The organism is Nocardioides rubriscoriae (genome assembly GCF_008087085.1).
Taxonomy (GTDB): Bacteria; Actinomycetota; Actinomycetes; order Propionibacteriales; family Nocardioidaceae; genus Nocardioides; species Nocardioides rubriscoriae.
Map to the genome: position 1 here is coordinate 438,244 of NZ_VIYJ01000002.1, position 19,545 is coordinate 457,788.

19 protein-coding genes are annotated in these 19,545 nt (G+C 72.2%); 16 read left to right on the top strand and 3 right to left on the bottom strand.

Annotated elements, in window-relative coordinates; all coding sequences use genetic code 11:
• Positions 1 to 13: 13 nt before the first annotated feature.
• Entirely contained in the window at positions 14 to 697 is a 684-nt protein-coding gene (locus FZC61_RS05440) for an MBL fold metallo-hydrolase (protein WP_148613107.1), read from the bottom strand.
• Positions 691 to 1,401 (bottom strand): maleylpyruvate isomerase family mycothiol-dependent enzyme, encoded by a 711-nt coding sequence (locus FZC61_RS05445; RefSeq protein ID WP_170285988.1) that lies wholly within the window; start codon positions 1,399 to 1,401, stop codon positions 691 to 693. Before FZC61_RS05445 ends, FZC61_RS05440 begins: the two co-directional genes overlap by 7 nt.
• A gap of 161 nt (positions 1,402 to 1,562) precedes the next feature.
• Here FZC61_RS05445 and uvrA point away from each other — a divergent pair, with 161 nt between their 5' ends.
• The 5 genes from uvrA to FZC61_RS05470 all read left to right on the top strand — a co-directional run bounded on the left by uvrA (position 1,563) and on the right by FZC61_RS05470 (position 8,202).
• The gene (uvrA, locus tag FZC61_RS05450) at positions 1,563 to 4,643 is read left to right on the top strand and encodes an excinuclease ABC subunit UvrA (protein WP_148613109.1); all 3,081 of its coding nucleotides are present in this window, start codon (positions 1,563 to 1,565) and stop codon (positions 4,641 to 4,643) included.
• An 86-nt stretch (positions 4,644 to 4,729) separates the two neighbouring features.
• Positions 4,730 to 5,203 (top strand): Rieske (2Fe-2S) protein, encoded by a 474-nt coding sequence (locus FZC61_RS05455; RefSeq protein WP_246142542.1) that lies wholly within the window; start codon positions 4,730 to 4,732, stop codon positions 5,201 to 5,203.
• Positions 5,200 to 5,628, top strand: a complete 429-nt coding sequence (locus FZC61_RS05460) for a Rieske (2Fe-2S) protein (protein WP_148613111.1) — start codon at positions 5,200 to 5,202, stop codon at positions 5,626 to 5,628. The genes FZC61_RS05455 and FZC61_RS05460 overlap by 4 nt, the downstream gene beginning before the upstream one ends.
• A 72-nt stretch (positions 5,629 to 5,700) precedes the next feature.
• Positions 5,701 to 7,170, top strand: coding sequence for an LVIVD repeat-containing protein (locus FZC61_RS05465; RefSeq protein ID WP_148613112.1), 1,470 nt, complete (start codon positions 5,701 to 5,703; stop codon positions 7,168 to 7,170).
• A 9-nt stretch (positions 7,171 to 7,179) separates the two neighbouring features.
• Positions 7,180 to 8,202 (top strand): glycosyltransferase family 61 protein, encoded by a 1,023-nt coding sequence (locus tag FZC61_RS05470; RefSeq protein ID WP_148613113.1) that lies wholly within the window; start codon positions 7,180 to 7,182, stop codon positions 8,200 to 8,202.
• Here FZC61_RS05470 and FZC61_RS05475 read toward each other — a convergent pair.
• Positions 8,157 to 9,488 (bottom strand): tetratricopeptide repeat protein, encoded by a 1,332-nt coding sequence (locus FZC61_RS05475; protein ID WP_211357106.1) that lies wholly within the window; start codon positions 9,486 to 9,488, stop codon positions 8,157 to 8,159. The two genes, FZC61_RS05470 and FZC61_RS05475, sit on opposite strands and share 46 nt — an antisense overlap.
• 113 nt (positions 9,489 to 9,601) lie before the next feature.
• On the opposite strand from FZC61_RS05475, the gene uvrC reads away from it, so the two are divergent.
• From uvrC to FZC61_RS22950, 11 genes are all read left to right on the top strand, one after another.
• Positions 9,602 to 11,623: an excinuclease ABC subunit UvrC gene (uvrC, locus tag FZC61_RS05480; RefSeq protein ID WP_148613114.1), complete on the top strand. Its 2,022-nt coding sequence runs from the start codon at positions 9,602 to 9,604 to the stop codon at positions 11,621 to 11,623.
• A gap of 2 nt (positions 11,624 to 11,625) precedes the next feature.
• Complete coding sequence (gene rapZ / locus FZC61_RS05485) at positions 11,626 to 12,522, top strand: RNase adapter RapZ (RefSeq protein WP_281289795.1); 897 nt, start codon at positions 11,626 to 11,628, stop codon at positions 12,520 to 12,522.
• A 20-nt stretch (positions 12,523 to 12,542) separates the two neighbouring features.
• Entirely contained in the window at positions 12,543 to 13,514 is a 972-nt protein-coding gene (locus FZC61_RS05490) for a gluconeogenesis factor YvcK family protein (protein WP_211357107.1), read from the top strand.
• Positions 13,515 to 13,601: 87 nt separating this feature from the next.
• Positions 13,602 to 14,588 (top strand): DNA-binding protein WhiA, encoded by a 987-nt coding sequence (gene whiA / locus FZC61_RS05495; RefSeq protein WP_148613115.1) that lies wholly within the window; start codon positions 13,602 to 13,604, stop codon positions 14,586 to 14,588.
• A gap of 262 nt (positions 14,589 to 14,850) precedes the next feature.
• Positions 14,851 to 15,429 carry a putative glycolipid-binding domain-containing protein gene (locus FZC61_RS05500; RefSeq protein WP_170285989.1) on the top strand — a complete coding sequence of 193 codons (579 nt, stop codon included), beginning with the start codon at positions 14,851 to 14,853 and terminating at the stop codon, positions 15,427 to 15,429.
• A gap of 123 nt (positions 15,430 to 15,552) precedes the next feature.
• Positions 15,553 to 16,548: a type I glyceraldehyde-3-phosphate dehydrogenase gene (gap, locus tag FZC61_RS05505; protein ID WP_148613117.1), complete on the top strand. Its 996-nt coding sequence runs from the start codon at positions 15,553 to 15,555 to the stop codon at positions 16,546 to 16,548.
• Between the two features lie 2 nt (positions 16,549 to 16,550).
• Positions 16,551 to 17,759, top strand: coding sequence for a phosphoglycerate kinase (locus tag FZC61_RS05510; RefSeq protein ID WP_148613118.1), 1,209 nt, complete (start codon positions 16,551 to 16,553; stop codon positions 17,757 to 17,759).
• Positions 17,760 to 17,772: 13 nt separating this feature from the next.
• Entirely contained in the window at positions 17,773 to 18,570 is a 798-nt protein-coding gene (gene tpiA, locus FZC61_RS05515; RefSeq protein ID WP_148613119.1) for a triose-phosphate isomerase, read from the top strand.
• Positions 18,571 to 18,620: 50 nt separating this feature from the next.
• Positions 18,621 to 18,857 carry a preprotein translocase subunit SecG gene (gene secG / locus FZC61_RS05520; RefSeq protein ID WP_281289796.1) on the top strand — a complete coding sequence of 79 codons (237 nt, stop codon included), beginning with the start codon at positions 18,621 to 18,623 and terminating at the stop codon, positions 18,855 to 18,857.
• Positions 18,858 to 18,909: 52 nt separating this feature from the next.
• Positions 18,910 to 19,269 (top strand): RNA polymerase-binding protein RbpA, encoded by a 360-nt coding sequence (locus FZC61_RS05525; protein WP_148613120.1) that lies wholly within the window; start codon positions 18,910 to 18,912, stop codon positions 19,267 to 19,269.
• Positions 19,270 to 19,373: 104 nt separating this feature from the next.
• Positions 19,374 to 19,532, top strand: coding sequence for a hypothetical protein (locus FZC61_RS22950; protein ID WP_170285990.1), 159 nt, complete (start codon positions 19,374 to 19,376; stop codon positions 19,530 to 19,532).
• Positions 19,533 to 19,545 lie beyond the last annotated feature (13 nt).

Below are 19,545 nucleotides of genomic sequence, written 5' to 3' on the forward strand. Positions count from 1 at the left end.
GCCGCCGTCCGTGTCAGAAGCCGCGCTCGCGCCACTCGCCGAGGTGCGGCCGCTCGGCGCCGATCGTCGAGTCGTCGCCGTGGCCGGGGTAGAACCAGGTGTCGTCGGGCAGCCGGCCGAAGACCTTGGTCTCGACCTCGTCGATGAGCTGGGCGAACGCCGCGGCGTCGCCGAAGGTCGCTCCGACCCCGCCGGGGAACAGCGAGTCGCCGGTGAAGAGGTGAGCGTGGCCGTCGGGGTCGTCGTACAGCAGCGCGACCGAGCCCGGCGTGTGCCCGGCCAGGGCGATCACCTGCAGCGTGCACGACCCGACCGAGACCGTGTCGTCGTGGGTGAGGCGACGCGCGACCGGTACGCCGGTCTGCTCGGTGATCGCGTCGGCGTCGGGCGCGCCGGCCGCGACCTCGGCCCCCGTCGCGCCGATGACGTCGGCGAGCGCCCGGTGGTGGTCCCAGTGCTGGTGGGTGGTGATGACCGTCGACAACCCGTCGGCGACCAGGGGGAGCAGCGTGTCGGGCTCGGCCGCCGCGTCGATGAGGACCCGGTCGCCGGTGTCGCGGCAGGTGAGCAGGTAGCAGTTGTTGCTCATCTTCGGGTCGACCGCGACCTTCGTGATGCTCAGGTGGGTCAGCTCGCGCGTCGCGGCGCCACCGCCGACGGTGACCTTCCCCGTGTAACCGTCGTTCCCGCTCACCATGCCTCGATCCCCGGCAGCTCGCCGTCGCTCGTCAGTCCGTCGCCCTCGCCACGTCCGGTGAGCCACCAGCCGAGGGCTGCGGCGGTCCCGGAGACGGTGGGCGCTGCGGTGCCACCCTCCCACGTGCGCCCGGCGTCGGTCGCGACGAGGGTGGCACGGACCTGGGGGGCGAACCGGTCGACCACGCGGACCGCGAAGTCCGGGGACCAGTCAGCCGCGGTGTAGCCGATCGCGAGGTCGGCGTGGTGGATCTCGACCTCGTGCAGGCGCATCGACCCGACCGCCCCGGCGGGGAAGGTCCGGTCGCTGCCGGGCGTGCGCTCGACCACGGTCCCGAGCCGGTCCTCGGGCACCGTGGTGACCGCGTCGGCGAACGCGGCGGTGGCGGCGTGCAGGCGGAAGCGCAGCGCACCGGGGGTCGCCGCCGCGAGCACGTCGATGTCGTGGTCGCGGGCCTCGGCCCCGGGGTACATCGCAACAGGCCGACCCTCGATCACGCCGTGCAGCACGCCTGCGAGGGCCTCGGCGTTGAGCGCGAGGTGGGCCACGACGTGGGCGCGCGACCACCCGGGCAGCAGCGAGGGGCCGGCGTACGCCGCGTCGTCGAGCGCGTCGACCGCGCGCAGCAGGCGGTCGGTGGCGACTTGCAGCGGGTCGGGCCGGGTGCCGGGCTGGGCGTCGGTCTGGGCGTCGGGCGGTGCCATGGGTCCCATCCTCAGGGGTGGCGCAACCCTTCTGGGTAGCCGCCGGAAACAGAACTGTCGGCGGCGGCGCCTAGGCTGGCCCGGTCGGCGCGGCAGGTTGCCGTGCCGGCGCCCATGACGAACACTTGTTCGAACACCCACCGGTCGATCCAGGGGACTCAGTGACTGACCAGCTCATCATCCGCGGAGCGCGCGAGCACAACCTCAAGGACGTGTCGCTCGACCTGCCGCGCGACTCCCTCATCGTCTTCACGGGGCTCTCCGGGTCGGGCAAGTCGTCCCTGGCGTTCGACACGATCTTCGCCGAGGGCCAGCGCCGCTACGTCGAGTCGCTGTCGGCCTACGCCCGTCAGTTCCTGGGCCAGATGGACAAGCCCGACGTCGACTTCATCGAGGGCCTGTCGCCCGCGGTCTCGATCGACCAGAAGTCGACGTCGAAGAACCCCCGCTCCACCGTCGGCACCATCACCGAGGTCTACGACTACCTCCGGCTGCTGTTCGCCCGCGCCGGCCGCCCGCACTGCCCGACCTGCGGGGCGCCGATCGAGCGCCAGACCCCCCAGCAGATCGTCGACCGGGTGCTCGGGCTCGAGGACGGCGCCCGCTTCCAGGTGCTGGCGCCGGTGATCCGCGGCCGCAAGGGCGAGTACGTCGAGCTCTTCAAGCAGCTGCAGACCCAGGGCTTCGGTCGCGTGCGCGTCAACGGGGAGACCCACACGCTCGACGACCCGCCCAAGCTCGACAAGCAGAAGAAGCACTCCATCGAGGTCGTGGTCGACCGCCTCGCAGTCAAGGAGTCGTCCAAGAGACGGCTCACCGACTCGGTCGAGACCGCGCTCAACCTCGCCTCGGGCCTGGTGGTCTTCGACTTCGTCGACCGCGACGCGAAGGACCCCGAGCGCGAGCTGAAGTTCAGCGAGAAGATGTCGTGCCCCAACGACCACCCGATCGACACCGACGACCTCGAGCCCCGGTCGTTCTCGTTCAACTCGCCCTTCGGCGCCTGCCCGGCCTGCAGCGGCCTCGGCACCCGCATGGAGGTCGACCCCGAGCTGGTCGTGCCCGACAGCCGCGCGACCCTGGCCGAGGGCGCCATCCAGCCGTGGAACAACGTCAGCGTCGGCGAATACTTCCGCAAGCTCCTCGGTGCCCTCGGCGACAAGCTCGGCTTCGACCTCGACACCCCGTGGGACGACCTGCCCGCGAGTGCCCGCAGCGCGATCCTCGACGGCCACGCGGCCAAGGTCCACGTCGTCACCCGCAACCGCTACGGCCGCGAGCGGTCCTACGACGCCCGCTTCGAGGGCGTGCGCCCCTACATCGAGCGCCGGCACCGCGAGGCCGAGTCCGACACCAGCCGCGAGCGGTTCGAGGGCTACATGCGCGAGGTGCCCTGCCCCACGTGCCGCGGCAGCCGGCTCAAGCCGGTCTCGATGTCGGTCACCCTGGGTGGCAAGAACATCGCTGAGATCTGCGCCCTGCCCATCAACGAGGCCGCCGAGTTCCTCGAGACCCTCGACCTCACCGCCCGCGAGCGCCAGATCGGTGAGCGGGTGCTCAAGGAGATCCAGGAGCGCCTGCGCTTCCTGCTCGACGTCGGCCTCGACTACCTCTCGCTCGACCGGCCGTCGGGCTCGCTGTCGGGCGGCGAGGCCCAGCGCATCCGGCTCGCGACCCAGATCGGGGCCGGCCTCGTGGGCGTCCTCTACGTGCTCGACGAGCCGTCGATCGGCCTGCACCAGCGCGACAACCAGCGTCTGATCGAGACCCTGGTCCGGCTCAAGGACCTCGGCAACACCCTCATCGTCGTCGAGCACGACGAGGACACGATCAAGGTGGCCGACTGGGTCGTCGACATCGGCCCCGGTGCCGGCGAGCACGGTGGCCAGGTCGTCCACTCCGGCTCGGTGGCCGACCTGCTGACCCACCGCGACTCGCTGACCGGCCAGTACCTCTCCGGTCGCCGCGAGATCCCCGTGCCCGCCGTACGCCGCCCGCGCACCGTGGGCCGCGAGCTGCGGGTCCACGGCGCCTACGAGAACAACCTCAAGAACGTCGACGTCTCGTTCCCGCTCGGCCTGTTCGTCGCGGTCACCGGCGTTTCGGGCTCGGGCAAGTCCACGCTGGTCAACGACATCCTCTACACCTCGCTGGCCAAGCAGATCTACCACGCGCGTGCGGTCCCCGGTCGCCACCAGAAGATCACCGGCCTCGAGCACGTCGACAAGGTGATCCACGTCGACCAGTCGCCGATCGGCCGCACCCCACGGTCCAACCCGGCCACCTACACCGGCGTCTTCGACCACGTCCGCAAGCTCTTCGCCTCGACCCCCGAGGCCAAGATGCGCGGCTACCTGCAGGGCCGGTTCTCCTTCAACGTCAAGGGCGGTCGCTGCGAGGCGTGCGCCGGCGACGGCACCCTCAAGATCGAGATGAACTTCCTGCCCGACGTCTACGTGCCGTGCGAGGTCTGCCACGGCGCCCGCTACAACCGCGAGACCCTCGAGGTCCACTACAAGGGCAAGACGATCGCCGAGGTCCTCGACATGCCGATCGAGGAGGCCGTCGAGTTCTTCGCGGCGGTCCCGCCGATCGCGCGCCACATGAAGACCCTGGTCGAGGTCGGCCTCGGCTACGTCCGACTCGGTCAGCCGGCGACCACCCTCTCCGGCGGTGAGGCCCAGCGCGTCAAGCTGTCGGCCGAGCTGCAGAAGCGCTCCACCGGACGCACCGTCTACGTGCTCGACGAGCCGACCACCGGCCTGCACTTCGAGGACATCCGCAAGCTGCTGCTGGTGCTCGGCAAGCTCGTCGACGCCGGCAACAGCGTGCTGGTCATCGAGCACAACCTCGACGTGATCAAGACCGCCGACTGGCTGGTCGACATGGGTCCCGAGGGCGGCTCTCGCGGTGGCACGGTCCTGGCCGAGGGCACGCCCGAGGAGGTCGCCGCCGTGCCCGAGAGCTACACCGGCCACTACCTCGCTCCGCTGCTCGCGGGTCGCGAGGCCCAGCAGCCGGCCCGCAAGAAGGCCGCGTCCACGGCCCCGGCGGGTCGGGGAGCCGTCGCCAAGACGCCGGCCACGACGTCGAAGAAGGCGGCCGCCAAGAAGTCGACGAGCAAGAAGGCAGCGACCAAGAAGGCAGCGACCAAGAAGGCGGCCACCAAGACCTCGGCGGCGCGCACGTCGGCGGCCTCGACCACCGCCCGCACCAGCACGCGTCCTGGCCGCGGGGCCTGAGCGATCTCTCTCATGCTCGTCTCATCACCGCGGACTAGTGTCGGATTCAACGACCGTCCCGTCCCCGGTTGCTCGAGGAGTCCGTCGTGACCGTCCCCCGTTCCGCCCTCACCCGTCGCAGCGCGCTCGCCGGGGTCACCGGCGCGGGTCTGGCGCTGCCGGTCCTGGCCGCGTGCGGCGGTGAGGGCGTGGCGACGGGTGGCGCCTCCCCGACTTCCACCACTGCGTCCACGACCCAGCCGACCAGCCAGCCCACGACCGAGCCGCCCGGCGCAGACGGGTCGATCCCGGTCGCCGACGTCCCGGTCGGCAGCGGCGTGGTCGTGCTCGACCCCCAGGTCGTCGTCACCCAACCGACAGAAGGCGAGATCAAGGTGTTCAGCTCGATCTGCACCCACTCCGGGTGCCCCGTCTCCGACATCGAGGGCAGCGTGATCACCTGCCGCTGCCACGGCAGCACCTTCGACGCCGCGACCGGCGCCGTGCTGGGCGGGCCGGCGCCCGCGCCGCTGGCCCCGGTCGACTTCACCGTCCAGGGCGACCGGGTCGTGGTGTCGTGAGCGCCGCCGACTTCCGGCCGACCCGGCGCATCGTCTTCCAGGGCCTCGGCGCCCTCGGCGTGGCCGCGGCGCTCGCCGGCTGCAGTGGCGCCGCGACCGGCGGCGACGGCGGCGGCGGGGGAGCGGTCCCCGAGGCCGGCTCCGTGCTGGCCACCACGTCCGAGGTGCCCGTCGGCGGCGGCATCGTCCTGCCCGACGCCAACCTCGTGCTCACGCAGCCGACCGCGGGCGACTTCAAGGCCTTCTCGGCGACCTGCACCCACACCGGCACCCAGGTCAACGCCATCGACGGCACCGACATCGTCTGCCCCAACCACGGCAGCCGGTTCTCGATCACCGACGGCTCGGTGACCAACCCGCCGGCGAGCTCGCCGCTCGAGCCCATCGCGATCAAGGTCGACGGCGACAACATCCTCACGGCCTAGGGCCTGCCAGACCGGCGGCGTCGGGCCGACGACGTGACGTGACGTCGGTCACGCCGCGTCGTTGTCCCGGGCATGTCGGTCTCCGAGTCGCGCGCCCCCGCCGTCCGTCAGCTGGTCGTAGCCCTGGTCGCCACGATCGCAACGTTGCTCACGGTGGCCACCGACCTCGGCTTCGCCGAGGGCGCGAGCTTCCCGTCGGCGACGCCGCGAGCGCAGTGCGGTCCGGGGTCGCTGCCCGAGGGCAAGGTGCAGGGGCGCGTGCCGGCGGCCGACTACGACTCCGGACGGGCGGCCCGCGGCTACCGGTGCAACGCCCGCCAGGTCGCACACCGCCCGGGCACCGGGGGCTACAAGGTGCTGCGCTACACCGACCGGGCCGGGCACCGCTGCGTCTACTACGACTCCACCCGCACCTTCCCGACCGACGTCTTCGAGCAGGCCCAGAGCGGGTTCGGCGTCGTGGTCGTCGACGTGACCCGCGCCGACCGCCCCCGGGTGACCACCACCCTGACCACGCCGACGATGCTCAGCCCCCACGAGTCGCTGCTGCTCCACCACCGTCGGGGCCTGCTCGCCGCCGTCCTGGGCAACGCCTACGCCGGACCGGGCGTCCTCGAGCTCTACGACGTCCGCACCGACTGCCGCCGTCCGAGGCTGGTGTCGCGCACGACCGAGGCGGTGCTGGGCCACGAGAGCGGGTGGTCGCCCGACGGACGCACGTTCTACGTCGCGAGCTCGGGTGGCCAGACGTTCGTGGCGCTCGACGTCAGCGACCCGGCCCGCCCGAGCATCCTGTTCAGCCAGCGGGGCGTCAACTACCACGGGCTGCGGCTCAGCGACGACGGTCGCACGCTGTACGCCGCCCACATCGGCAACGACCTGTCGGGAGCGACGCTGCCCGGTGAGGGCCTGCGCATCCTCGACGTCGGCGACATCCAGGACCGCCGCCCCGACCCGCAGGTCGAGGTCCTGGCCGACCTGACCTGGCGCGAGGGCTCGATCCCGCAGGTCGCCCAGCCCTTCACCCGCGACGGGCGCGACTACGTCCTCGAGGTCGACGAGTTCTCCACCGCCGGCCTCAACCACGGCAGCGTGAAGCCCCAGGACGCCACGGTCGGGGCGGCCCGCATCATCGACGTGACCGACCCGCGCCGTCCGAGCGTCGTGTCCCACCTGCGGCTCGGCGTCCAGCAGCCGGCCGCCCGCGCGGCGTCGATCGGCGACCCCGGTGCCGGCACCCCGCTCGGCGGCTACACCGCCCACTACTGCTCGGTGCCCTACCGCGAGGGTCCACGCATCGCGGCCTGCTCGATGATCGGCTCGGGGCTGCGGATCTTCGACCTCACCGACCTGCGCCGTCCCCGCGAGGCGGCCTACTTCAACATGCCGTCGTCCGACGGAGCCGCCGCCTTCTCCCAGCCCGCCTGGGACGTCCGCCGCCGTCTCGTCTACTACTCCGACGCGAGCTCAGGGCTCTACGCCGTGCGGTTGACCAACGGCGTCGAGGACCTGCTGCGCCCCGGTCGGGGCGACGCGCCCTAGGGTCGGGGCATGACCTGGGCGCCGGCGACCTCTCCCCGCGAGGCGCCGCAGCAGTGCGACCTGGTCACCGTCGACGACGCGGTGCTGACGCCGTTCGTGCGGGCCCGGCTGCGCTCGTCGTCGGGCCCGGCCACGGTGATGACCGGGGCGGTCCACGACGTGCAGGGCCTGCTGGTGCCGGCGTCCCAGCGCTGGTGGGAAGGCGACCGGTCGACCCCGGCGGCCGGTGACCCCGACGCGGTGCGGGTGCCCGACCGCGCCCCGCGCCTCGAGGGCACCTGGCTCTACGCCGGCCACTGGGCGCTGCACTTCGGGCACTTCCTCGTGGAGGTGCTCACCAACCTGTGGCCCGACCCGCAGCACGCCGGCCCGGTCGGGATCGTGGCGCACCGCTCCTTCCGCGGCCCGGTCGTGCCGCCGCCGGCCGGCCCGGGGTCGCAGCCGATGACCCTGCGCCCGTGGCAGGCCGACCTGGTCGCCCTCGCCGGGTACGCCGGCCTCGAGGTCCAGGTCGTCCGGCACCGCGCGGTCCGCGTGGAGCACCTGGTCGTCCCCGAGCGACCCGTGGTGATCAAGAGCTGGGCCGCCGCGCCCGCGGTGGCGCTGTGGCGCCGGGTGAGCGAGGCGGTGGGCGAGCGCGGTGGCCACGAGCGTGTCTTCTTCTCCCGGGCCGCCTTCCACCGCGCCACCGACAACCCGCGCCGCGACCGCTCCGACGACGCCTGGGACGCCCACCTCGACCAGACCTTCGAGGCCGCGGGCTTCCTGGTCGTGCACCCGGAGACGCTGCCCGTCGCCGAGCAGGTCGCGCTGGTGCGCGGCGCCGCCGTGCTCGCGGGCTCCTCGGGCTCGGCCCTGCACCTGTCGGCCTTCGCCGCACCCGGCACCCGGGTGCTCGAGGTCGGCGACGAGCGCTCGCCCGCGCAGCCCATGGCCTCGCAGCGGATGATCGACGCCGCCTGCGGGCACCTCGCCGCGTTCGTGGGCTACCGGGACCGCGCCGGCCTGGCTGCGGTGCTCGGCTCGCTCTGAGCCCGCCCCGGGTTCCCGCACCGCCGGCGCCAGGCGGCGTCGCGCGGCGACGGCCTCCGGTCGAGCCGGCGGTCGAGCAGGTCGCGGGCCTCGTCGAGTCTCCCGGCGCGCAGCAGGGTCGCGACGTGGATCTCCTCGACCAGCTCGCGCTGGGCGTCCGAGCCGCCCACCCGGCGTACCGAGGCGGTCAGCGCGGCCAGGGCGTCGGCGGACGCCGAGGCCCGGCCGGTGTGCAGCTGGTGCAGCGCCCGGGCGAGCGGGGCGACCACCTCGCGGTGCGTGGCGTGGCCGTGGGCGCCGGCCCAGGTGGCCAGCGAGACCAGCCCGGGACCGTCGCCCAGCGCCAGCAGCGCTGCCGCGGAGTGCATGCCGAGGAACGGCGTCGCGGGACGCTCGAGCACGTCGCGTCCGACCGCCCTCGCCACCCGCTCGAGGCCGGGGACGTCCGCGGCGTCGGGGGTCAGCGCCCAGCGCACGAGCAGCGATCCGGAGTCGACCAGGGCCCGACACCCCGCAGCGCGCTCGGGACACAGCTGGGCGTCGTAGCGGCGGCGTACGGCGTCGAGGTCGCCGAGCGAGAGCTCGTGAAGCGCGGCGTGCCACGAGAAGTGGCTGAGGCTCTCGATCGCCGCGCCGTCGCCGGTGACCCAGGCGTCCATCCAGCCGAGGCCCCCCGTGTGGTCGCCGGTCTCGTAGTGGACGTGGGCGCGTGCGTGCGCGGCGTGGCCCGCGTCGGGCTGCTCGGCGAGCGAGGTGCACGCGAGGTCCATGGCCTCGTCGAAGCGCCCCTGCTCCTGACGGACGAAGGCGAGCAGCCCGGCGTACCACCAGTCGTTGCCGTAGGCCGGCCCGGCCGACTCGACGATCGACCAGGCCTGCTCGGGGACCTCGGTCACCCCCGCGAACGCGATCGTGGGGACCGCCGCGGAGAGCAGCAGCGCGTCGACGGGGTAGCGCGCCAGGTGGTCGATCACGAGGCTCGGGTCGCCGCGCAGGTGTGCCAGCACGGCGGCGACGTGGCTCTGCTCGCGCTCGGTGCCCCGGTGCGCCCACCGCTCGGCGTCGCGCATCCGCCCGACCACGTCGACCTCGACGCACAGGTCGTGGCCCACCAGGGCGAGCCCGGCGTGGCCCAGGGCGAACGTGGGGTCCAGGACGACCGCGGTGGCGAAGCCGTGCGCCGATCCGGAGCGTAGGGCGAGCAGGTCGTCGAGGCCGCGAGCGTAGGCGGCCGCGGCGTCGTGTCCGGTGGTGAGGGTGAGTCCGTAGCGGTCGCGGGGGAGCATAAAAGTAGAGTAAGGCACGCGACTTGATGGGCGTGCGTTCCCGCGCCGGCGGGAGCGTCGAGCGGGGGTGACCTCCGACCGGTCCTGTCGGTGCCCGCTCGTAGGGTGGAGGGGTGCCTCCGACCCGTCCCAGCCGCCCCGCCCGGGGCCCGTTGTCCTACCGGCCGGAGCCCGGGACGATCCCGACCCAGCCCGGCGTCTACCGCTTCCGTGACGCCCGCGACCGGGTGATCTACGTCGGCAAGGCCAACAACCTGCGCGCCCGCCTGTCGTCCTACTTCCAGGACATCGCCAACCTCCACCAGCGCACCGCCACCATGGTGACCACGGCGACCCGCGTGGAGTGGACGGTCGTCAACACCGAGGTCGAGGCGCTGCAGCTCGAGTACTCCTGGATCAAGGAGTTCGACCCCCGCTTCAACGTCAAGTACCGCGACGACAAGTCCTACCCCTGGCTCGCGGTCACCGTCGGCGACGACTTCCCGCGGGTGATGGTCGGCCGCGGGGCCAAGCGCAAGGGCACCCGCTACTTCGGTCCCTACAGCCACGCCTGGGCGATCCGCGAGACCGTCGACATCCTGCTGCGCGTCTTCCCGATGCGCTCGTGCAGCAACGGCGTGTTCAAGCGCTCGGCCCAGATCGGGCGCCCGTGCCTGCTCGGCTACATCGGCAAGTGCTCGGCGCCGTGCGTCGGCCAGGTCAGCGAGGACGAGCACCGCGCGATCGTCGAGGACTTCTGCGACTTCATGGCCGGGCAGACCCGGCCGTTCGTCAAGCGCATCGAGCGCGAGATGTACGCCGCCTCCGACGCCATGGAGTTCGAGAAGGCCGCACGCCTGCGCGACGACCTCGGGGCCCTGCAGCGGGCCCTCGAGAAGCAGGCAGTGGTGCTCGGTGACGGCGCCGACGCCGACGTGATCGCCGTGGCCGAGGACCCCCTCGAGGTCGCCGTCCAGATCTTCTACGTCCGGGGCGGTCGCATCCGCGGCCAGCGCGGCTGGGTGGCCGACCGGGTCACCGACGCCGAGACCCCCGAGCTGGTCGAGGACTTCCTGCTCCAGCTCTACGCCGGCTCCGACGGCCCCGACGGCCCCGACGGCTCCGACGGCGACTCCGTGCCGCGCGAGATCCTGGTGCCGACGCTGCCTCCCGACGTCGCGACGTTCGAGACGCTGCTGAGCGACCGCAAGGGCAGCCGGGTGCAGATCCGGGTGCCCCAGCGCGGCGACAAGAAGACCCTGCAGGAGACCGTCGCGCAGAACGCGCAGCAGGCCCTGGCCCTGCACAAGACCAAGCGCGCCAGCGACCTCACCACCCGCAACCGCGCCCTCGACGAGATCCGTGAGGCCCTCGACCTCGAGGAGGCCCCGCTGCGCATCGAGTGCTACGACGTCTCCAACCTCCAGGGCACCGAGGTCGTGGCGTCGATGGTCGTCTTCGAGGACGGCCTGTCGCGCAAGAGCGAGTACCGCCGCTTCGTGATCAAGGGCGTCGACGGCCAGAACGACGTGGCCTCGATGCACGAGGTCATCACCCGGCGCTTCAAGCGCCTGCTCGACGAGCAGACCCGCTCCGAGACCCGCGACACCGACCAGGGGCCGATGCTGGTCGACCCCGAGACCGGTCGCCCCCGCAAGTTCGCCTACGCGCCCGGCCTCGTCGTCGTCGACGGCGGTCCCCCCCAGGTCGCCGCCGCCCAGCAGGCCCTCGTCGAGCTCGGCATCACCGACATCCCGGTCTGCGGGCTGGCCAAGCGCCTCGAGGAGGTCTGGCTGCCGGGGGAGGACGACCCGGTGATCCTGGCCCGCTCCTCCGAGGGCCTCTACCTCCTGCAGCGCATCCGCGACGAGGCCCACCGCTTCGCGATCAACCACCACCGCGGACGCCGGTCCAAGACGATGGTCGAGAGCACGCTCGACGACGTCCCGGGGCTGGGCGAGGTGCGCCGCAAGACCCTGCTCAAGCACTTCGGCTCCCTCAAGAAGCTGCGCGAGGCCGACGTCGCCGAGATCGCCCAGGTCCCCGGCATCGGCCCCCGCACCGCCGAGTCGATCAAGGCTGCGGTGGAGGCCGCGGCCGCGAGCCGCAAGACTGTCTCCGTGAACACCGCCACCGGCGAGATCGAGGAGTCGTGAGCGTGCCCGAGCCCGACGCCGCGCCCGTGCGCGGCGAGCTCGTCGTGGTCACCGGGATGACCGGCGCCGGCCGCAGCACCGCCGCTAAGGAGCTCGAGGACCTCGGCTACTTCGTCGTCGACAACCTGCCCCCGAGCCTGTTGCCCGACGTGGTGCGGCTGGTCGACGAGGGCCACGGGCCCCGCCAGAAGATGGCGGTGGTGGTCGACGTGCGCTCGGGCTCGTTCTTCGCCAGCCTGCGCACCCACCTCGCCCACCGCCGCGAGGTCGCCGAGGCGGGCGGCCGCCGTACGACGCTGCTGTTCCTCGACGCCACCGACGACGTGCTCGTGCGCCGCCAGGAGGCGGCCCGGCGTCCCCACCCGCTGCAGGCCTCGGGCCGGCTGCTCGACGGCCTGCACCGCGAGCGGCGCGTCCTCGCGGAGCTGCGCGCCGAGGCCGACCTCACCATCGACACCAGCAGCCTCAACGTGCACCAGCTCACCGAGCGGGTCGCCGAGGCGTTCGGCACCCCCGAGACCACGGCGCTGAAGGTCACCGTCATCAGCTTCGGCTTCAAGTACGGCATCCCCGTCGACGCCGACTTCGTGGCCGACATGCGGTTCCTGCCCAACCCCTACTGGATCCCCGAGCTGCGCCACCACACCGGACGCGACTCCGACGTGGCTGCCTACGTGATGTCGCAACCCGGCGCCGCGGAGTTCCTCGACGCCTACCTGCCGGTGCTGACCGGCGTCGGCGACGGCTACCTCAGCCAGAACAAGCGCTTCATGCGGGTCGCGATCGGCTGCACCGGCGGCAAGCACCGCAGCGTCGCCATGACCGAGGAGATCACGGCCCGCCTGCGAGCCGCCGGCTTCGACGCCAAGCCCGTCCACCGCGACCTCGGACGCGAGTGAGCACCCCGGGTGACCGGGCCGTGACGCGTGCCCAGGCGGTCGTGGCCTTCGGCGGGGGTCACGGCCTGCACGCCTCCCTGTCGGCCCTGCGCCTGCTCGTCGACGACCTCACCGTCGACGACCTCACCGCGATCGTCACGGTCGCCGACAACGGCGGCAGCTCCGGACGCCTGCGCGGCGAGTTCGGGGTGCTCCCGCCCGGTGACCTGCGGATGGCCCTGGCCGCGCTCTGCGCCTCCGACACCTGGGGCGACACCTGGGCGCGCGTCCTGCAGCACCGGTTCGAGGGCAACGGCGACATGCGGGGCCACGTCGTCGGCAACCTGCTCATCGTGAGCCTCTGGGAGCTCCTCGGCGACCACGTCGACGCCCTCGACTGGATCGGGCGCCTGCTGGGGGCCAAGGGGCGGGTGCTGCCGATGGCGCTGACCCCCATGGACATCCGTGCCGAGGTGCGCGGGCTGGTCGACGGCGACCCCGACGCACTGACCACCGTGCGGGGGCAGGTCGAGGTCGCCACCACCGAGGGCGTCATCGCCTCCCTCGACCTCGAGCCGCCCGACCCCGAGGTCAGCCCGGTCGCGCTGGCCAAGATCGCCGAGGCCGACTGGGCGTTCATCGGACCCGGCTCGTGGTTCTCCTCGGTCATCCCGCACGTCCGGGTGCCCGCCCTGCGCAAGGCGATCGCCGCCACCGACGCGCGACTGGTCGTCGTGCTCAACCTCGAGGAGCAGGCCGGCGAGACCGGCGGGTTCGCCCCGGCCGACCACCTCGCGGTGCTGTTCGAGCACGCTCCCGACCTCAAGGTCCACACCGTCCTGGCCGACGCCTCCAACCTCACCGACGAGCAGGCCCACGAGCTGCGTCAGGTGGTCAACGCCACCGGCGCACGTCTCGTGCTCGACGACGTCGCACGCGACGACGGCACCCCGCGCCACGACCCCGACAAGCTCGCGGCCGTCTACGCCCGCATCATGGACGACGACGCCTAAGGGTCGGTTTGCCCAACCAGGGCAGGACATTGCGGCACCCCACGGGCGCCTGCGAGGGTTGTTGACGCCCGTGGGAGGATCGCCACCATGGCGATGACGGCTCAGGTGAAGGCGGAGCTCGCCAACACCCAGACCACCAAGACCTGCTGCCGCAAGGCCGAGGTCGCCACCACCCTCCGGTTCGCCGGTGGCCTTCACATCGTCAGCGGCAAGATCGTCGTCGAGGCCGAGCTCGACACCGGAGCGGCCGCCCGCCGGCTGCGCCGCGACATCGACGAGGTCTACGGGCACAAGTCCGACGTCGTCATGGTCCAGGGCAACGGCCTGCGCAAGGGCAGCCGCTACATCGTGCGCGTGGTCAAGGACGGCGAGTCGCTGGCCCGCCAGACCGGCCTTCTCGACCAGCGCGGCCGCCCCGTGCGAGGTCTGCCGCCCGCCGTGGTCTCCGGCGGTGGGTGCGACTCCGTCGCGGCCTGGCGCGGCGCCTTCCTGGCCCACGGCTCGCTCACCGAGCCCGGCCGCTCCTCCTCCCTCGAGGTCACCTGCCCCGGCCCCGAGGCCGCGCTCGCCCTGGTCGGGGTCGCCCGCCGTCTCGGCATCCAGGCCAAGGCCCGCGAGGTGCGCGGCATCGACCGTGTCGTCATCCGTGACGGCGACGCCATCGGTCAGCTCCTCACCCGGCTCGGGGCCCACGAGACCCTGATGGCCTGGGAGGAGCGCCGGATGCGCCGCGAGGTCCGCGCCACCGCCAACCGGCTGGCCAACTTCGACGACGCCAACCTGCGACGCTCCGCCCGCGCCGCCGTCGCCGCCGGCGCCCGCGTCGAGCGGGCCATGGAGATCCTCGGCGAGGAGGTCCCCGACCACCTCCGCCTGGCCGGCACCCTGCGCCTGGAGCACAAGCAGGCGTCCCTCGAGGAGCTCGGGCAGCTCCACGAGCCCCAGCTCACCAAGGACGCCATCGCCGGACGCATCCGCCGGCTGCTCGCCATGGCCGACAAGCGGGCCGAGGAGCTCGGCGTCCCCGACACCGAGGCGTCGCTGACGCCGGAGATGCTCGCCGACGACGACTGATGCATTGGTCGCTGTGGTGGCGGCTCGAGCCGCCGTCCCGCGCTTCCTGGTAGCGCTGCCGCCGGCTTGGTACCGCGAGCCGGGCCGGCTCGGCGGCCGCCACCACGCGACGTGCGCCGTGTGGTCGTCTCGGTCCCGGGCCCGGGCGCCTTTGCCCGCTTCCTTCCTTCCATCCAGGTCTCTGGTTGCCCTGGTCTGGTGCGGTCTGATGCGGTCTGGTGCGGTCTGGTGCCGCCCTGCTGCCCTGCGGGAGGATCTCCTCGTGCGTCTTGGTGCTCTTCCCTCCCAGGCCTGCTGGCGTCTCGAGGGCTCGCGTGACGGGTTCGAGGTGTGCTGGCCCGTGTCGATCGGGGCCATCCACCGCCTGCGCGGTGCGTCCACGGGCGTGCAGGACGGCGACGGGTGGACGATTTCGTACGACGTCGAGGTCGGCCCCGACTGGCGCACGCGGGTGGCGCAGGTGCAGGTCGCGGGGCGCGACGGGTCCGGTGAGCTGCTGCTCGAGCGCGACACCGACCACCGGTGGTCGCTCGACGGGGTCCACCGCGGCGACCTCGACGGCGTGCTCGACGTCCACCTCGACGCGTCCGCGGTGAGCCACACGCTGCCGGTGCGCCGTCTCGACCTGGCGCCCGGGGCTCGGATGCAGGTCGACGTCGCACACGTCCGTCGCGACCTGCGGGTCCAGCGGGTGACCTGGACCTACGAGCTCGTCACGCAGACCGACGACGTGGTCGTCGTCTCGTGCGCGGCGCCCGACCTCGGCGTCGACGGCACCCTCACCCTCGACGCAGCCGGCCTGGTCACCGACCACCCGGACCGCGCGACCCGCGTCGGCTGAGACACCCGCTCGGACAGCCACGGGGGTTACCGGCACGTACCCCGGGACGCGCGACCGTGCCCGGGGTCGCGTGACGGTAGGGTCGTCCACGGCCTCAGACCGACGATTTTCAGGAGCATCGCAGTGACCGTTCGCGTAGGGATCAACGGCTTCGGCCGCATCGGCCGCAACTTCTTCCGGGCCGTCCGTGCGTCCGGTCTCGACATCGAGATCGTGGGCGTCAACGACCTGACCGACAACGCCGTCCTCGCCCACCTGCTCAAGTACGACTCGATCCTGGGGCGCCTCGACGCCGACGTGTCGTCGACCGACGACGCGATCGTCGTCGGCGGCACCGAGATCAAGGCGTTCTCCGAGCGTGACCCCGCCGCCCTCGGCTGGGGTGCCCTCGGCGTCGACGTGGTCGTCGAGTCCACCGGCTTCTTCACCGACGCGACCAAGGCCAAGGCCCACCTCGACGCCGGTGCCAAGAAGGTCATCATCTCCGCGCCCGCCTCCAACGAGGACATCACCGTCGTGATGGGCGTCAACCACACCGACTACGACGGCACGCAGCACCACGTCATCTCCAACGCCTCGTGCACCACCAACTGCCTGGGCCCCATGGCCAAGGCGCTCAACGACGACCTCGGCATCGTCAAGGGCCTGATGACGACCATCCACGCCTACACCGCCGACCAGAACCTCCAGGACAACATCCACAAGGACCTGCGCCGCGCCCGCGCCGCCGCGCTCAACGTCGTCCCGACCTCGACCGGTGCCGCCAAGGCCATCGGCCTGGTGCTGCCCGAGCTCAAGGGCAAGCTCGACGGCTATGCGCTGCGCGTGCCTGTCCCGACCGGCTCGGCCACCGACCTCACCTTCGAGGCCGGCCGCGAGACCACCGTCGAGGAGGTCAACGCGATCATCGAGAAGGCCGCCGACGGCCGCTTCCTGAAGTACTCCACCGACCCGATCGTGTCGTCCGACATCGTCACCGACCCGGCGTCGTGCATCTTCGACGCCCCGCTGACCAAGGTCATCGGCAACCAGGTCAAGGTCGTCGGCTGGTACGACAACGAGTGGGGCTACTCCAACCGCCTCGCCGACCTGATCGACTACATCGGCAAGACCCTCTGACCGTGGGCGACTACGCCGGGCTCGGCGAGGTCGGGGGCAAGCGCGTCCTGGTCCGCAGCGACCTCAACGTGCCGCTCGACGGCTCCCGCATCACCGACGACGGCCGCATCCGTGCGTCCGTGCCGACCATCAAGGCCCTCGCGGACGCGGGGGCCAGGGTGGTCGTCACCGCCCACCTCGGCCGCCCCAAGGGCGCGCCCGAGGACCGTTACTCCCTGGCCCCGGTGGCCGCACGCCTCGGTGAGCTCCTCGGCGCCGACGTGGCGTTCGCCACCGACACGGTGGGGGAGTCGGCCAAGGCGACGGTCGACGGCCTCGCCGACGGCCAGGTCGCGCTGCTCGAGAACGTCCGCTTCAACGTCGGTGAGACCAGCAAGGACGCCGCCGAGCGCGGCGCCTTCGCCGACCAGCTCGCCGCGCTCGCCGACGCCTTCGTCTCCGACGGCTTCGGCGTCGTCCACCGCAAGCAGGCCAGCGTCTACGACGTCGCCGAGCGCCTGCCGCACGCCATGGGCGGGCTGGTCTCGACCGAGATCGACGTGCTGCGACGGCTCACGGTCGACCCTGAGCGGCCCTATGTCGTCGTCCTCGGCGGCTCCAAGGTCTCCGACAAGCTCGGCGTCATCGACAACCTGCTCGGCAAGGCCGACAAGCTGCTGATCGGCGGCGGCATGGTCTTCACCTTCCTCGCGGCCCAGGGCCACGAGGTGGGCAAGAGCCTGCTCGAGGACGACCAGCTCGACGTGTGCCGCGCCTACCTGCAGCGCGCCGAGGAGTCCGGCGTGCAGATCCTGCTGCCGGGCGACGTCGTCGTCGACACGGCCTTCCCGTCCGGCGACACCACGCCCGACCCACGCGTGGTGCCCGCCGACCAGATCCCGGCCGACGCCCTCGGCCTCGACATCGGGCCGGCCTCCGGCGCCGACTTCGCGGCCGCCCTGGCCGACGCCCGCACGGTCTTCTGGAACGGGCCGATGGGGGTCTTCGAGGTGCCGCAGTTCTCCGACGGCACCCGTGCGGTGGCCCAGGCACTCACCCAGGTCACCGCGGCCGGCGGCCTGACCGTCGTCGGCGGCGGCGACTCGGCGTCCGCCGTCCGGGCCCTCGGGTTCGCCGACGAGGCGTTCGGCCACATCTCCACCGGGGGCGGTGCCAGCCTCGAGTACCTCGAGGGCAAGGAGCTCCCCGGCATCACCGTCCTCGAGAGCTAGGAAGCAACCACGCATGGCCAAGCACAGCCGCGTCCCGCTCATGGCGGGCAACTGGAAGATGAACCTCAACCACCAGGAAGCCGTGGTGCTGGTCCAGAAGCTCGCCTGGACCCTCAGCGACAAGCGCCACGACTACGGCAAGGTCGAGGTCGTCGTCGTCCCGCCCTTCACCGACCTGCGCTCGGTGCAGACCCTGGTCGACGGCGACCGCCTGTCGGTCAAGTACGCCGCCCAGGACGTGTCGGTCCACGAGTCCGGCGCCTACACCGGTGAGATCTCGGCGGCGATGCTCGCCAAGCTCGGGTGCTCCTACGTCGTCGTCGGGCACTCCGAGCGCCGCGAGCACCACGGCGAGACCGACCAGGTCGTCAACGCCAAGGCGCACGCCGCGCTGAAGGCCGGGATGACCCCCATCGTGTGCGTCGGCGAGGGCCTCGAGGTCCGTCAGGCCGGCGAGCACGTGCCCCACACGATGGCGCAGGTCGAGGGCTCGCTGGCGGGCTTCACCGCCGAGCAGGTCGCGGGCCTCGTGGTGGCCTACGAACCGGTCTGGGCGATCGGCACCGGTGAGGTCGCGACCCCCGACGACGCGCAGGAGGTCTGCCAGGCCATCCGCTCCCAGATCGAGGAGGCCCACGGTGAGGCGGCGGCTGCCGCCGTCCGCGTGCTCTACGGCGGCTCGGTCAAGGCTAACAACGTCGCTGGCATCATGGCCAAGCCCGACGTCGACGGTGCGCTGGTCGGAGGCGCGAGCCTGCAGGTCGACGAGTTCAGCGGCATCTGCCGCTTCTACGACATGCCCACGCTCTGATCGGGTCGCCGATCACTGAGCTCTCACCCCTTTGACGTAGGATTCCCCCTGTGAACGCGGAACTGATCCTCACTGTCCTTCTCCTGATGGCCAGCATCCTGATGATCCTGCTGGTGCTCCTCCACAAGGGTCGCGGTGGTGGTCTCTCCGACATGTTCGGCGGTGGCGTGTCGAGCTCTCTCGGTGGCTCGTCCGTGGCTGAGCGCAACCTGGACCGCTTCACGGTCGGCACGGGCGTCATCTGGTTCGCCTGTGTCATCGCCCTGGGACTGCTCAAGGCCTACTGAGGCCGCACCACCGTCCCGCAACCCCCCGAGAAAACACTGAGGAGTCACACCCATGGCTGGTGGAGGAAACGCCATACGCGGAAGTCGCGTCGGCGCCGGACCGATGGGGGAGGCCGAGCGCGGGGAGTCCGCGCCCCGGCAGGCCGTCACCTACTTCTGCTCCCACGAGCACCGGTCGGTCATCACCTTCTCGGTCGAGGCGACCGTCCCCGACCACTGGGACTGCCCCAAGTGCGGTCTTCCGGCGTCGCTCGACTCCGACAACCCGCCCCCGGCGCCCAAGATCGAGCCCTACAAGACGCACCTGGCCTACGTGAAGGAGCGCCGCTCCGACAAGGAGGCCGAGGTGATCCTCGACGAGGCGATCCAGCTGCTCCGCACCCGTCGCAAGTCGGGCGAGGTCATCTTCTGACCTGATCGGTCCCTCGGCCCGCGCCGGCGCCCCAGGGGTGTCGGCGCGGTCTTTTCTCGGTTAACATGACTGAGTCAGTTAATTTTATTGAGAAGAGGTGCCCCGTGGCCGGCCAGCGTCTGCAGCCCGTCGACATCGCGACCGGTGTCATCAGCGGCACTCTCGCCGCCCTGTTCTTCACCCTCGCGGTCGTCGTCGCCCTCCCGGACGACGAGCCGACCGCCCCCGTGCTCGACTCGGCGGTCACCTCGACCCAGCGCTGACCTGGCCCGGGGT

What these genes read in the sequence shown, in the direction of transcription:
- FZC61_RS05440 (WP_148613107.1), bottom strand. Translation starts at nt 697, where the DNA reads ATGGTGAGCGGGAACGACGGTTACACGGGGAAGGTCACCGTCGGCGGT.
- FZC61_RS05445 (WP_170285988.1), bottom strand. Translation starts at nt 1,401, where the DNA reads ATGGCACCGCCCGACGCCCAGACCGACGCCCAGCCCGGCACCCGGCCC.
- FZC61_RS05465 (WP_148613112.1), top strand. Translation starts at nt 5,701, where the DNA reads ATGTCGGTCTCCGAGTCGCGCGCCCCCGCCGTCCGTCAGCTGGTCGTA.
- FZC61_RS05470 (WP_148613113.1), top strand. Translation starts at nt 7,180, where the DNA reads ATGACCTGGGCGCCGGCGACCTCTCCCCGCGAGGCGCCGCAGCAGTGC.
- FZC61_RS05475 (WP_211357106.1), bottom strand. Translation starts at nt 9,488, where the DNA reads ATGCTCCCCCGCGACCGCTACGGACTCACCCTCACCACCGGACACGAC.
- whiA (WP_148613115.1), top strand. Translation starts at nt 13,602, where the DNA reads ATGGCGATGACGGCTCAGGTGAAGGCGGAGCTCGCCAACACCCAGACC.
- tpiA (WP_148613119.1), top strand. Translation starts at nt 17,773, where the DNA reads ATGGCCAAGCACAGCCGCGTCCCGCTCATGGCGGGCAACTGGAAGATG.
- FZC61_RS05525 (WP_148613120.1), top strand. Translation starts at nt 18,910, where the DNA reads ATGGCTGGTGGAGGAAACGCCATACGCGGAAGTCGCGTCGGCGCCGGA.